The following is a 14,900-nucleotide window of genomic DNA, read 5'->3' on the forward strand; positions in this document are numbered from 1 at the left end:
CATTGCTCCTGTGGGAGCGGGCTTGGCCCGCGATGGCAGCGGCAGGTCAGCTGCGCCATCTACGCCTCATGTCACACCGTATCCACCTTCAACGAATGATCATTGAGCATCCCGTTGATCACCGTGGCTGTATCCGCGCCCGCCGAGATGACCCCACCCGCGCCCGCCGTCACCCCATAGTGATGGGCAAGGTCCACGCCGGCCAGTTCGATGGTCTGGGTCGGCGCCGCGCCGGCCACCGCACTCACCTGGATGGTCGATATCACGCCGTTGCCCGTGCCCGTCACAGTGAAGTGCAGGTAATCGTCCAGCGACGCCGACGTCGCGTTCTCGCCCTGCAGCAATTGCGAGAGGTCCAGCCGATCGGTACCCGGGGTAAAGTCGGTCACCTTGTCGTGGCCAGTATTGCCCTGTTGCCACAGGAAGGTATCGCTGCCCGCGCCACCGGTCAGGGTATTGTTGCCCGGCCCGCCGATCAGCAGATCGTCACCACCGCCCCCGATCAGGATGTCGTTGCCAAGGCCGCCGATCAGCGTGTTGGCGTTGTCGTCGCCGGTCAGCTTGTCGTCGTGGTCGGAGCCGATCAGGTTCTCGATCGACACCAGCTTGTCGAGCCCGGCGCCGATCGTGTTCTGCTCACCGGTCAGCGCCAGGCTCACCGTCACCCCAGCGCTCGCCCCGGCGTAGCTGGCGGTGTCGTTGCCAGCGCCACCGTCGAGCAGATCGTTGCCGTTGCCGCCGATCAACAGGTCGTTGCCATCCCCCCCGTAGAGCTTGTCGTTGCCATCGCCGCCAATCAGCACGTCGTTGCCTGCACCGCCATTGAGAACGTCATCACCGCTCCCGGCCAGCAGCACGTCGTCGTGGCTGGTGCCTTCCAGGGTACTGCCGGCCTGGTAGGTGATGTCCACCGCCCCCGTGGCGCTGCCGCCATGGCCGTCGCTGACGGTATAGGTGCCGTTGTAGGTGGGCGTGTAGTCATGCGCCCCGGCGTAGTTGATCGACATGTTCAGCTGGTAGCTTTCTGCGCCCTTGCCGCCGTCGTCATTGACCTGGTTGACCAGATGGATGCTGTACACCCCATCATGGCTGGCGGTGAAACTGCCGCCATCGGCGATGGTGTGGTAGGTGCCGCCCTCATCCTTCCACTGCATCAGCAAGTTGCGATCAGCGGTGCGGTTGTGGTCCAGGGTCAGGGTTTCGCCCTCGCGCAGGCTTACCTTGATCACGTCTTCGTCATTGCCATTGGCAGCACTCACCGCCCCCAGGTAGCCACTGACCACCAGCGCCGCGGTCATCGACCCGGCTGCGCCGGTAAAGGCACTGCGCGCCAGAACCCGCTCCTGATTGGCCAGCGTGTCGTCCTGGCCGGTGAAGGTGATGACCGTCTTGCCGTTGCCGGCCGTGAAATCCGCCCCCTTGGTCCAGCCGGTGTTGAAGGTGATCGGCGCCGCACTCAGGCGATCGTGGTTGGCGTCGCTGTCGTTGGCCAGCAAGGCGGCGGCCGGCACGCTGATGCTCGGCGCAAGGATATTGGTGATGACATGATCGGCACCGGCCACCGGCGCAGCATTGGTGTTGACGTTGATCACCAGGTTGGCACCGCTCAGGTCGCCGTCGTTGTCGCTGGCCACGAAGCGGATGGTCTCCACCTGATTGCTGCCGCTGTCCTTGGGCGGCGTATAGGTGAACTGGCCGTTGTCCATGTCCACCACCAGCGTCCCGCCCAGCGCGGTCTTGACCGTGATGCTGTGGGTGTTCGCGTCGAAGGTGCCGCGGTCTGCGCCGCCACTGGCTGCATAGCTGGGCTGGTTGGCGTTGCCTTTGGGGTCGAAGGTGTAGGTGGTGCCGTCGATCAACAGCGACTTGATGAAGCCACCATCGGCACCGAAGTCGCCACCGCTCATCAGGCTGCCGGTGATCGGCGCGCCCTGCACGGTGCCCGACAGCACGTTGTCCAGTTGCGCCAGGTCGGTGACCACCACCGAGTTGGTATTGGTGTGGGTACTGCCGTCATAGGCAGCCGGGTTGAGATTGCCGGTGTTGACGCCGCTGCCCAGCCCGATCGCATACGACTTGATGCCGTTGTCGCCCAGGAAGTTCTCCCAGTTGCCGGTGCGCGTTTCGGTCAGGGCATGCCCCGAGGTCGGCGCACCGTCCGAGAAGAAGTAGCTGACGCTCTGCGCGCCCTCCAGCTTGCCCGGCGTCTGGTAGGCCGTCTGCGCCACGTTGACTGCCGAGTCGTAATAGGTCGAGCCACCCGGGGTCAGGTCCTTGATCAGGGCCTTGGCCTCGGCCACCGTCACCCACACGTCGGTGCGATCACTGGCACCGGTGGAGAACGTGACGACCTGCACCTTCACATCGCCCATGTCGTCGTACTTGTCCAGCAGTGCGCCGATGGCCTCCTTGGCCAGCTCCAGGCGCGACAGGCCGCGCACCCCGGAATTGTCGGCCATGCTGCCGGACACATCGATGATCAGCATGACGTTGGTGTCCACCTGCCCCGGCGTGGTCGAGCGCACGGCGTCAGCCGTTGTGGGCACGTCATCGACGATATTGATCACGATGTTGCTGGTGGTCGAATTGCCGGCCGCATCGGTGGCCTTGTAGACGAAGGTCTCGCTGGTGACCACGTTGGGGCCGTCGTTGAGCCCGCCTGCGGTTTTGGGTGCGGACGTAAGGGTGTACTTGAAGCTGCCGTCGGCGTTGAGCTGAATCTGCCCATAGGCGCCCGTGCTGCTGCCCACCAGCGTATAGGTGATCGCGCCGCTGGCTCCGCTGACCGAGCCCACCAGGCTGCCGGTCGCGGTTTCACCCGCTGAGCCGGGGTCGCTGCCGGTCACAGTGCCGGGGGCGAGGTCGTTCGGATCCTGACTAAGGTCCAGGGCCTTCTCGTACACCGTGACCTCGTTGTTAGTGCAGGCGACGATCTTGCTGTCGGTGACATTGATGGTGATGGTGGTGGTGCTTTCGTCGCCGTCCGCGTCACGAATGGTGTAGGTGAAGGTGTCCTGGGCACCGTCCTGCGTCACCGCATTGGGGTTGGCCTTGTACTCGGCCTCGCCGTTGGCATGCAGGATGAGGGTGCCATAGGTGCCGGCGATGCCCACGCCCAGCGAGCCGATGGCCGAGGTCGAGGTGTCGGCGCCGAACCGCACACCCACCACCGCCCCGCCCTGGACCGGGCCGTCTGCCCCCAATGTGTCGTTATCCAGCACATTGCCGGTGACCGTACCGCCCTCCACCACCGTGGTGCTGTCGGACTCCGCCCTTGGCACGTCATCCACGATCTTGATCACGATGGTGCTGGTGACGCTGTTGCCCAGTTGGTCGGTCGCCTTGTAGGTAAAGGTCTCGGACGTGACGATATTCGCCCCGTCGTCGCCGTTGCCGATGTGCGGCGCCGAGGTCAGGGTGTACTTGTAGCTGCCGTCGGCATTGAGCTGAATCTGCCCATAGGCACCTGTAGTGCTGCCCACCAGCGTGTAGGTGAGCGCGCCGGAACCGCCCGTGACCGAGCCGACCAGGGTGCCGGTACCCGTCTCGCCAGGCGAGGTAGGGTTGCTGCCCACCACCGTGCCCGGGGCCAGGTCCTGCGGGTCCTGGGTCAGGTCCAGCGCTTTTTCGTAGACTTTCACCTCGGTATCGGCGCAGGCCACCAGCTTGCTGTCGGTGACGTTGATGGTGATGGTCGTGGTGCTTTCGTCACCGTCCGCGTCGCGGATGGTGTAGGTGAACACGTCCTTGGCGCCAGTTGGCGCTACCGAGTTGGGGTCGGCCTTGTAGATCGCCTCGCCATTGGCGTTCAGGATCAACGTGCCGTAGGTGCCGGCGATGCTCGCGCCCAGCGAACCGATGGCCGAGGTCGAGGTGTCGGCGCCCGCCCGTACACCCACCACCGCACCGCCCTGGGCTGCACCGTCTGCACCCAGGATGTCGTTGAGCAGCACGTTGCCGGTGACCGTACCGCCTTCCATCACCGTGGCGCTGTCCGATTCGGCGATGGGCATGTCGTCGACGATATGGATCACGATGGTGCTGGTAACGCTGTTGCCCAGCGCATCGGTGGCCTTGTAGGTGAAGGTCTCGGTGCTCACGACGTTGGCGCCGTCGTTGCCGTTGCCGATGTGCGGCGCCGAGGTCAGGGTGTACTTGTAGCTGCCGTCGGCGTTGATCTGAATCTGCCCGTAGTTACCGATGGCGCTGCCTTCCAGGCTGTAGGTCAGGGCACCGGAGCCACCGCCCACCCGGCCTTGAAGGTTGCCGACCGAGGTTTCCGTGGCCCTGGTCGGCGCGCTGCCTTCTACCGTGCCAGGCGCCAGGTCCCAGGCGTCCTGCACCAGGTCCAGCCCGCGCTCGTACACCTTGATGTCATCGTCCGGGCAGGCGACGAGCTTGCTGTCGGTGACATTGATGGTGATGGTCGTGGTGCTTTCGTCACCGTCCGCGTCGCGGATGGTGTAGGTGAACACGTCCTTGGCGCCGGTTGGCGCTACCGAGTTGGGGTCGGCCTTGTAGATCGCCTCGCCATTGGCGTTCAGGATCAGCGTGCCGTAGGTGCCGGCGATGCTCACGCCCAGCGAACCGATGGCCGAGGTCGAGGTATCGGAGCCTGCCCGTACACCCACCACCGCACCGCCCTGGGCTGCGCCGTCTGCACCCAGGATGTCGTTGAGCAGCACGTTGCCGGTGACCGTACCGCCTTCCATCACCGTGGCGCTGTCCGATTCGGCGATGGGCATGTCATCGACGATATGGATCACGATGGTGCTGGTAACGCTGTTGCCCAGCGCATCGGTGGCTTTGTAGGTGAAGGTCTCGGTGCTCACGACGTTGGCGCCGTCGTTGCCGTTGCCGATATGCGGCGCCGAGGTCAGGGTGTACTTGTAGCTGCCGTCGGCGTTGATCTGAATCTGCCCGTAGTTACCGATGGCGCTGCCTTCCAGGCTGTAGGTCAGGGCACCGGAGCCACCGCCCACCCGGCCTTGAAGGTTGCCGACCGAGGTTTCCGTGGCCCTGGTCGGCGCGCTGCCTTCTACCGTGCCAGGCGCCAGGTCCCAGGCGTCCTGCACCAGGTCCAGCCCGCGCTCGTACACCTTGATGTCATCGTCCGGGCAGGCGACGAGCTTGCTGTCGGTGACATTGATGGTGATGGTCGTGGTGCTTTCATCGCCGTCCGCATCGCGGATGGTGTAGGTGAACACGTCCTTGGCGCCGGTTGGCGCTACCGAGTTGGGGTCGGCCTTGTAGATCGCCTCGCCATTGGCGTTCAGGATCAGCGTGCCGTAGGTGCCGGCGATGCTCACGCCCAGCGAACCGATGGCCGAGGTGGAGGTGTCGGCGCCCGCCCGCACACCCACCACCGCACCGCCCTGGGCTGCGCCGTCTGCACCCAGCGTGTCGTTGTCCAATACGTTGCCGGTGACCGTACCGCCCTCCACCACCGTGGTGCTGTCCGACTCTGCCCGTGGCACATCGTCCACGATCTTGATCACGATGGTGCTGGTGACGCTGTTGCCCAGCGCGTCGGTAGCCTTGTAGGTGAAGGTTTCGGAGGTGACCACATTGGCCCCGTCGTTGCCACCGCCCACCTGCGGCGCGGACGTCAGGGTGTACTTGTAGCTGCCGTCGGCGTTGATCTGGATCTGCCCGTAGGCGCCGGTGCTGCTGCCCACCAGCGTGAAGGTCAGCGCGCCGGAGCCACCACCGACCGAGCCGGCCAGCGTTCCGGTCGCGGTCTCGCCCGCCGAGCCCGGGTTGCTGCCCACCACTGTGCCCGGCGCAAGGTCTTGCGGGTCCTGGACCAGGTCCAGGGCCTTTTCATACACCGTGACGCTGTCCGGGCAGGCGACGAGCTTGCTGTCGGTGACGTTGATGGTGATGGTCGTGGTGCTTTCATCGCCGTCCGCATCGCGGATGGTGTAGGTGAACACATCGGTCGCGCCCGCTGGCGGCACGGCGTTGGGGTCGGCCTTGTACACCGCCTCGCCGTTGGCGTTGAGCACCAGCGTGCCGTAGGTACCCGCAATGTTCACGCCCAGCGAGCCGATGGCCGATGTCGAGGTATCGGAGCCGGCCCGCACACCGACCACCGTGTGCTCGACCGGCGGGCGATCGGCGCCCAGGCTGTCATTGTGCAGCACGTTGCCGGTGACGGTACCGCCTTCGACTACCGAGGCGCTGTCGGGCCTGGCCTGCGGCACGTCATCGACAATGTTCACGTCCAGGCTGCCGGTGGCCTTGCTGCCATCGCTGTCGATGGCCACCACGCTGAAGCTCTCACCGATGTTGTTGATGCCCTGGCCAGCGGGATGAGCTTCGTTGTCGAGCAAGGTGTAGCTGTAGCTCACCACGCCTGTGGCGGGGTTGTAGCCGGTGATGGTGAGGGTATTGCCAAGCCCCGTGGTGATCGATTGCGGAAAACCACTGACCACCCCGCCGATCACCACGTTGATGCCCCCGACGGTAAGCGTGTGCAGGCCATCGGGGGCATGCACGGTAAAGCTGCCGCTCTGGGTCAGCGCGCCATTATCGGGGCTTGAGCCATCGGCCAGGTTCTTCTCGTACACGGTCAGTTCACCGCCATTCACCTCCAGCCCGTCCAGTGTCACCGGGTGGTCGATGGGCGGCTCAACCGGCGGGATCACCGGCGGCACGAAACCGCCAGGGCCCTGGTCATCACCCCGCGCGCCAATCCAGGGTTCGGGAATCTCGGGGATGCTGTTGAAACCCGCCGTCGGAAAGCCGATCACCGGGTCCAGGTGCCCTCCCACCTCGGTGAGCTGCACGAACGAATGGCCGCCGCCCAATGCGCTTGGCGAACCGCCGTTGCCGGGGCCCGCCGCCGGAGCTTCGCCCTCCTGGCTGGGGTCGGCGCCCGCCGCAATGGCCTGCTGCAGTTTCTCCACATCGGTCAGTTGTGCCTGGCTGGGCGTCACCGTCTCGGGCGCGTTCACGTGCGAGGCATGGTTGGCCAGCAGGTCGGGAGACAGCTGCAGGCTGCTGTCACGGCCCAGGGTCAGCTCGGCACCGTTTTCCAGGTGCACCGCCACTGCCCCGGCCGCGCCGGTTTCCAGTTGTTCCCCGGCATAAAGGCGGTCGCCTTCCACCAGGGCACGTCGACCGCCATCGGCCGCTACCGCGAATACCTGGCCGACAACCTTGCTGACCACACCGATCAAATTAGCCATGAGCATGCCTCCATTGCCGAAGGTTTTCGCAAACACGTGCCGGGGTATCGCGAAACCTGGCGCGGGCAATGCCCGGCCGACTCGGAGAACAACCTTGCGACCGCACGCACCGATCTCAACGAAATCAATGCATTCGGCCTGCCCATACTCCGGTTAAGTCACGCTGCGATCTGGCAATCGGCCATGAGCCAAAATTTTGTCGCCATATTTCGCCGCGTTGACCTCCCCTCCGCTCACTCCATACCCAATGCTGCAAAAAACGAGGAACTTTATCGGACGCCCTGACAGGCCAACATCTGCGCCTGTTTTCGAGCTATCTGAAGAGAACAATGTCTTGCTTTGAGCACAGCGCATAAGTTTTTTTTCGCATATCGGTTATGAGAAATACTTCTTAGGTTGGCCGTTAAATGTTCTTAGCTCTGTTGTTACAAGCCTGAAACGGTTTGACCTCCATTTTTCGTCATTTTTTTGGCGATTGAGAGACCACAAGAAATCAGGGAGATGTCATCCATGCGCGTTTTGACCCCCATCAGCAGCGCGATTCTGTTCGCCATGATCTGTGCCAACGCGCAGGCCATGTCCTTGTCACAAGCCGTGCAGAGCGCCGTGGACTACCACCCGGAGAACAAGGCCGGGATCAATAGCCGGCTGTCCGCCGACGAGGATGTGAAGGTGGCCAGAGGGGGCTACTTTCCCACCGTCGACCTGGTGGCCGGCTACGGACGCGAACGTTCAGACAACACCAACACCCGCGGCTTCAACGCCGACGGCAGCCGCAATCACAACAAGGAAACCCTGAACTACACCCAGTCCGAACTGCGCCTGCGCCAGATGCTGTTCGACGGCTTCAATACCGCCAATGAAGTGGGCCGCACCGAGGCCGTGGTCAATTCACGCGCCTACTACGTGCAGGCCACCTCCGAGACCATCGCCCTGCGCGCCATCGAGGTGTACCTGGAAGTGCTCAAGCGCCGCGAGCTGGTGACCCTGGCCAAGAACAACCTGCAGGCACACCTGCGCGTCAACGACCAGATCGGCCTGCGCAGCGAGCGCGGCGTGGGCAGCAATGCCGACCTCGACCAGTCCACCGCACGCCGGGCGCTGGCCGACAACAACCTGTACACCGCCCAGGTCGACCTGGCCGATGCCGAAGCCAACTTCATCAGCGTGGTCGGGCGTGCCCCCGACGAGCTGGAAACCCCGGTGTCGATCAAGGGCGAGATGCCCGGCGACCTGACCCAGGCGCGCCAGGCCATGCTGCAGAACAACCCCTACCTCAAGTCGGCCCAGGCCGACATCCAGGCCGCCGAGCAACAGTACGAAGTGGCCAAGTCGCCGTTCTACCCGCGCCTGGATGCAGAGCTCGCCACCGGCGCCAACAACAACATCGCCGGTGAACCCGGGCATGCCAACAGCGATTGGCGAGCCGGCGTGGTAATGAGCTACAACCTGTTCAAGGGCGGCAGCGACAAGGCCCGCCTGCAGTCGGATGCGCACAAGATCAACCAGGCTATGGACATCCGCAACAACGCCTTGCGCACCCTCAACGAAAACCTCGCGCTGTCGTGGAACGCCATGACCAACGCGCGCCTGCAAACCCCGACTGCACGCGAATACGCCGACACCACCACCCGTGTGCGCGCCGCCTACCAGGATCAGTTCGGCCTGGGCCAACGCACCCTGCTCGACCTGCTCGACAGCGAGAACGAGCTGTACAACGCCAACCGTCGCTACACCGAAGTGCGCTACACCGAGGAGTTCTCGATGTACCGGGTGCTGGCCAACATGGGCGAGTTGCTGAGCAAACAGAAGATCTCGCTGCCACCGGAGGCCATTGCACGCAGCGAAGTCAGAAGCGACGCCACGCTGCCGGACCTGCGTTGAACACGTTCGACCGCCCGAGGAGCCGCCCATGACCAGCATGCAGCCGGCCGGCACCGCCGACCCGCGCCAGAGCTTCGATGACCCGTTGCTCGACGGGCTGCTGATACTGTGCAAGCTGCACGGCGCTGCGGTCAGTCGCAGCAGCCTGTGTGCCGGCCTGCCGCTGGCCGAACAGCGCATGAGCCTCGACCTGCTGCCGCGCGCAGCGGCCCGGGCCGGCCTGCAGGCACGGGTACTGCGCCGCGAGCTGGGCGCGATCTCGGCGCTCAACCTGCCGGTGCTGCTGTTGCTTGCCGATGGCCGCAGCGCCGTGCTGCGGCGCTGGGGCGAGAACGACCAGGCCCTGATACTGCCCAGTGAAGCCGAAGGCGGCGAGCAGTGGGTCAGCCGCCAGGAGCTGGCCGACGTCTACAGCGGCCAGGCCCTGTTCGCACGCCCGCGCCACGAGGTCGAAGACCTGCGCACACCGCTGCTGCCCAGGGTCAACGCCTGGTTCCGTGACACCCTCAAGCAGTCGCGCTGGCTCTACAGCGACGCCTTGCTGGCCAGCCTGCTGATCAACCTGCTGGGCCTGATGGTGCCGCTGTTCGTGATGCAGACCTACGACCGGGTGGTGCCCAACCAGGCCACTTCCACCCTGTGGGTGCTGGTCATCGGCCTGATGCTCGGCACCCTGTTCGAGCTGGTGCTGCGCGTGGTGCGTGCGCACCTGCTGGACCAGGCCGGCAAGAAGACCGACCTGATCCTGTCGGCCACCCTGTTCGAGCGCATCACCGGCATGTCGATGAAGGCCCGCCCGGCCACCATCGGCGGCTTCGCCCAGAGCATCCACGACTTCCAGGGCCTGCGCGAATTCCTCACGGCGGTGACCCTGACCAGCGTCATCGACCTGCCCTTCGTGGTGCTGATGCTGCTGGTGATCGGCCTGCTGGGCGGCTGGCTGGTGGTGATTCCGCTGGTGGCCTTTCCGATCACCATCGCCTTTGCGCTGTTCATCCAGGCACGCCTGCGCGATACCGTGGAAAAAAGCCTGAGCCTGGGCGCGCTGCGCCAGGCGCTGCTGATCGAGACCCTGGGCGGCCTGGAAACCCTCAAGGCCTGCGGGGCCGAAAGCGAGCGCCAGCACCAGTGGGAAAGCACCCACGGCGCCCTCACCCGCCTCGACGTACAGGCGCGCAACCTTTCGGCACTGGCCACCAACGGCACCCTGTTCATCCAGCAGCTGTGCGGCATGGCCACCATCGTCGCCGGGGTGTACAGCATCATTGCCGGCAACCTCAGCGTGGGTGCCCTGGTGGCCAGCTACATGCTCGGCAGCCGCGTGCTCGCACCACTGGGCCAGATCGCCGGGCTGATCACCCGCTACCAGCAGGCCCAGCTGACCATGCACAGCACCGACGCGCTGATGGCCCTGCCCCAGGAACGCCCTGCCGGCCAGCAGACCCTGGAGCGCACCCAGTTGCACGGCGCGCTGCAGGTCAGCCAGGTGACCTTCCGCTACAACGGGCAGAACGCCGCAGCGCTGGACAACGTGAGCTTCACGGTCAAGCCGGGCGAACGCATCGGCATCATCGGTCGCAGCGGCTCGGGCAAGAGCACCCTGGCACGCCTGCTGATGGGCTTCTACGAACCCGAAGAGGGGCAGATCCTGCTCGACAACCTCGACCTGCGCCAGCTCGACATCGCCGACCTGCGCCAGCAGCTCGGCTACGTGGCCCATGACCTGCCGCTGCTGGCCGGCAGCCTGCGCGACAACCTGACCCTGGGCGCACGCTACGTCAGCGATGCGCGCATGCTCGAAGTGGCCGAGATGACCGGCGTGAGCGAACTGGCCCGCCAGCACCCGCAAGGCTTCGAACGGCCGGTGGGCGAGCGCGGCATGCTGCTCTCCGGCGGCCAGCGCCAGACCGTGCTGCTGGCCCGCGCGATGCTGCTGGAACCGCCGATCCTGATCCTCGACGAACCCACCAGCCATATGGACAACAGCAGCGAAGACCAGCTGCGCCAGCGCCTGCACGGCTGGGTGCAGGGCAAGACCCTGCTGCTGGTCACCCACCGCACCTCGATGCTCAGCCTGGTCGACCGCCTGGTGGTGCTGGACAACGGCAAGGTGGTGGCCGACGGGCCCAAGGACGCGGTCATCGATGCACTGCGCAAGGGCCGTGTCGGCTCTGCACTCTGAGGGGTATCAGCATGTCTGCATTGACCGGCCTGGGCGATTACATCCGCAGCTTCGGCAAGACTGCCGAACGCGAGTACATGCCAGACCTGGCCGGCGCGACGCTGCAGGACTCGCCCCGCCTGTCGCGCATCACCGTGTGGCTGGCGGCAGGCTTGCTGCTGGTGGCACTGGTGTGGGCCAAATTCGCGGTGCTCGATGAAGTCACCATGGGCGAAGGCAAGGCCATCCCGTCGAGCAAGGTGCAGGTGATCCAGAACCTGGAGGGCGGCATCGTCACCGAGATCTTCGTGCGCGAGGGGCAGATGGTGAACAAGGGCGACACCCTGCTGCGCCTGGACGACACGCGCTTTCTGTCGAACAAGGGCGAAAGCGAAGCCGACCGCTATGCCCTGACCGCGCAGGTCGAGCGCCTGTCCGCCGAGGCCGAGGGTCGCCCCTTCCAGCTTTCGGAGGTGGTACGCAGCAAGGCCCCGCAGGTGGCCGAGGACGAACTGTCGCTGTACCAGTCGCGCCAGCGCCGCCTCACCAGCGAGAAACAGACGCTCAACGAGCAACTGCGGCAGAAAACCCAGGAGCTGGCCGAGTTTCGCTCCAAACTGGAGCAGTACCGCTCGGGCCTGGCATTGCTGCAGGAAGAGCTGAACATGTCCACGCCGCTGGTGGGCACCGGCGCGATTTCGCCGGTGGAGATCCTGCGCCTCAAGCGCAGCGCGGTGGAGGCTCGCGGCTCGCTGAACGCCACCAGCCTGGCGATTCCGCGGGCCGAAGCGGCGGCGGCGGAGATCCGCAGCAAGATCGAGGAATCCGAGGCAGGCTTTCGCTCGGAGGCGGCCAAGGAACTCAACGACAAGCGCACCGAGCTTTCGAAGATCACCGCCACCAGCATCGCCATCGACGACCGTGTCACCCGCACCACCGTGGTGTCGCCGGTGCACGGCATCATCAAGCTGCTCAAGGTCAACACCATTGGCGGTGTGGTGCAGCCGGGCAGCGACCTGCTGGAGATCGTGCCGCTGGAAGACAACCTGCTGATCGAGGCCAAGGTGCGCCCACAGGATGTGGCCTTTCTGCACCCCGGGCAGACCGCGATGGTCAAGTTCAGTGCGTACGACTACACGATCTATGGTGGCCTGAAGGCCAAGCTGGAGCTGATCGGCGCCGACACGGTGACGGACGACAAGGGCAACGCGTTCTACCTGATCCAGGTGCGCACCGACAAGAACCACCTGGGCGGGGACAACAAACCGTTGCTGATCATCCCGGGCATGACCGCCACGGTGGACATCATCACCGGGCACAAGAGCGTGCTGGATTACCTGCTCAAGCCGGTGCTCAAGGCACGCACCGAGGCGTTGCGCGAGCGCTAGCGCCCATCAACGCAGGTGGTTGCGCTCGTAGGTCTGTTGCCCCATCGCCGCAATCTGCCCCTCGATCAGGGCATCGAACGGCCGCAGCAGCGCATCGAACAGCGCCGGCGCCTCCAGCACGTTCAACGCCTGCGTCACTGCCTCGATGGTCGACAAGGCGCCCTCCCCGGGTGCCTTGCGCAACCGGTAGCGCGACGGCTGCAACGCCCCCAGCGTGACCCGTGGCAACGTTGCCAGCAAAGGGTTCACATGCAGCAACTTGCGCGCCTTGCGCCAGGTGCCGTCGGGCACCACCAGCAACCACGGTCGCTCATCGCCAGCATAAGCCTGCAGCGCCTGCGCGCCCTCACCCGGGAACAACAGGCCGGTGCGATACCCCGGCTGCGTCAGCCACTGCTCGAGATCCTCGAACACCTCGCCCACCCGCAACTCGGCATTGCGCAGGCCAAGCGCCGCCAGCCTGGCGGTGTTCAAGGCATGGTTCACTTCGCTGGGATGCTGCAGCAGCAGTACACGGGTGCGGCTGTCCAGGCGGGGGATCAACGCGCAAAGGCAATGGGTTTGTGGGCGCAGGCAGCGCTCGCAGTGAATTCTGGACATCGGGTTCTCCTGGGGCGCGAAGTGTGCCACAGCAGGCCCGCGAAATACCTCACCGCCCTGGGTCAACGCGCGGATTCAGCGATTGAAGCGTTCGGCCAGGCTGTACAGGTAGTCGGCCATGCGCTGCAGGTCCTGGCTGATCTCGGCGCCCTGCTTGGCCTGCCCGGCGCTGTGGTCGCACAGCTGGGCGATGCGCGTGATCTGCTGGTTGATGTCTTCGGCCACATGGCTCTGCTGTTCCGACGCCGTGGCCATCTGCTGGCTCATGCCGGTGATGCGGCTGACCGCCTGGCTGATGCCCACCAGCGCGGTCTGCACGGCCTCGACACTGTGCACGCTGTCACGCGAGATCTGCTCGCCGCGGCTGGCACTGCTCACCGCCCGCTCGGCCCCGGCACGCAGGCTGGCGATGATCTGGTGGATTTCCTCGGTCGAGACCCGCGTGCGCTGCGCCAGCGACCGCACCTCGTCGGCCACCACGGCAAAACCGCGGCCCTGCTCGCCGGCCCGCGCCGCCTCGATGGCGGCATTGAGCGCCAGCAGGTTGGTCTGCTCGGCGATCGAGGTGATCACATCCACCACGCTGCCGATGGACTGGGTTTGCCCGGCCAGTTCGTTCACCGCCTGGCCGATCTCGGTCACCGCATCGGCCATGCTGCCCATTGCCTGCAGGCTTCGTTGTGCCAGGTCGCTGCCCTGGCGGGCCAACTGGTCGGCATCGGACGCCGCCGTGGCGGTGTCCTGCACGTTGTGGGTGACCTGCTGGATGGTCGCCGCCATCTGCGCAATGGCGGCCGCCGACTGGTCGGTCTCGCAGCGCTGGCGGTCGAGCATCTGCGCCTGGGCCCCGGACAGGTCGCTCGATTGCGTGGCCCGTGCCTTGACCCCGACGCCGGCGTCCACCAGCCGCGTGAGCGCGGTCTGCAGGCGCGCTTCCTCACTGATGATCGCCAGGTCCAACTGCCCCTGCAGGCCCCGGTTGTCACTGTAGGTCAGCGCTACCAGCGGGCTGGTGAAGGCCCTGGGGTGCTCGGCCAGGGTACGCCGGATCATCCGGTCGTGATGGGCCTCGATCAGGTACCAGGCACTGAGCAGGCTGGCCATCAACACGCCCAGCGCCGCGTACTGGGGCAGCCACAGGTAGCCGGCGGCCGACAGCAGCGCCGCCCCTACCAGCGGCCAGCCCAGCTCCAGTTGCACCGCTGCACGCGCGGCCCAGGACATGGCGCCCCGGCCCTGGCGCAAGCGTGCATACAACGCCGTGGCTCGACGGATCTGGTCCGGGGTGGGCACCGAGCGCACCGACTCGTAGCCACTGATACGGCCATCCTCGTAGATGGCCGTCACGTAGGCACTGACCCAGTAGAAATCGCCGTTCTTCGCGCGGTTCTTGACCACCCCCATCCAGGGCTTGCCTTGCTTGAGGGTGTCCCACATGTGCCCGAACACCGCGGGCGGCATGTCCGGGTGGCGTACAAGGTTATGGGGCTGGCCCACCAGTTCGTCGTAGGTAAAACCGCTGATGCTGACGAAGGCGTCGTTGCAGTAGGTGATGCGGCTGTTGAGGTCGGTGGTGGATATCAGGCGCTGATCGCTCGGGAAGGTTCTTTCATGCTCAGTGACGGGCAGATTCGTACGCATCTCGGCGATCCCTGCTTGGAAGATGTTGGGAAT

At 65.4% G+C, this 14,900-nt stretch carries 5 protein-coding genes and 2 pseudogenes; 3 read left to right on the forward strand and 4 right to left on the reverse strand.

Annotation, left to right across the window (positions count from 1 at the left end):
• Window positions 1-71: 71 nt before the first annotated feature.
• Window positions 72-7,193 (reverse strand): retention module-containing protein, encoded by a 7,122-nt coding sequence (locus NP552_RS03800; RefSeq protein ID WP_274096445.1) that lies wholly within the window; start codon window positions 7,191-7,193, stop codon window positions 72-74.
• A 510-nt stretch (window positions 7,194-7,703) separates the two neighbouring features.
• On the opposite strand from NP552_RS03800, the gene NP552_RS03805 reads away from it, so the two are divergent.
• The 3 genes from NP552_RS03805 to NP552_RS03815 are packed head-to-tail and all read left to right on the forward strand — an operon-like array spanning window position 7,704 to window position 12,626.
• Window positions 7,704-9,077, forward strand: a complete 1,374-nt coding sequence (locus NP552_RS03805) for a TolC family outer membrane protein (RefSeq protein ID WP_043864130.1) — start codon at window positions 7,704-7,706, stop codon at window positions 9,075-9,077.
• Between the two features lie 28 nt (window positions 9,078-9,105).
• Window positions 9,106-11,259, forward strand: coding sequence for a type I secretion system permease/ATPase (locus tag NP552_RS03810; RefSeq protein ID WP_043864131.1), 2,154 nt, complete (start codon window positions 9,106-9,108; stop codon window positions 11,257-11,259).
• Window positions 11,260-11,270: 11 nt separating this feature from the next.
• The gene (locus tag NP552_RS03815) at window positions 11,271-12,626 is read left to right on the forward strand and encodes an HlyD family type I secretion periplasmic adaptor subunit (RefSeq protein WP_274096446.1); all 1,356 of its coding nucleotides are present in this window, start codon (window positions 11,271-11,273) and stop codon (window positions 12,624-12,626) included.
• A 6-nt stretch (window positions 12,627-12,632) separates the two neighbouring features.
• Here NP552_RS03815 and NP552_RS03820 read toward each other — a convergent pair whose 3' ends face one another.
• From NP552_RS03820 to NP552_RS26005, 3 genes and pseudogenes are all read right to left on the reverse strand, one after another.
• Window positions 12,633-13,226 (reverse strand): tRNA-uridine aminocarboxypropyltransferase, encoded by a 594-nt coding sequence (locus NP552_RS03820; RefSeq protein WP_058541545.1) that lies wholly within the window; start codon window positions 13,224-13,226, stop codon window positions 12,633-12,635.
• A 75-nt stretch (window positions 13,227-13,301) separates the two neighbouring features.
• Window positions 13,302-13,799: pseudogene (locus NP552_RS26000) on the reverse strand (methyl-accepting chemotaxis protein); the annotation flags it as partial.
• A 786-nt stretch (window positions 13,800-14,585) separates the two neighbouring features.
• Window positions 14,586-14,867, reverse strand: a pseudogene (locus tag NP552_RS26005) (PAS domain-containing protein); the annotation flags it as partial.
• Window positions 14,868-14,900: the final 33 nt, after the last annotated feature.

Source organism: Pseudomonas sp. 8209, assembly GCF_028682105.1.
Classification (GTDB): domain Bacteria; phylum Pseudomonadota; class Gammaproteobacteria; order Pseudomonadales; family Pseudomonadaceae; genus Aquipseudomonas; species Aquipseudomonas palmensis.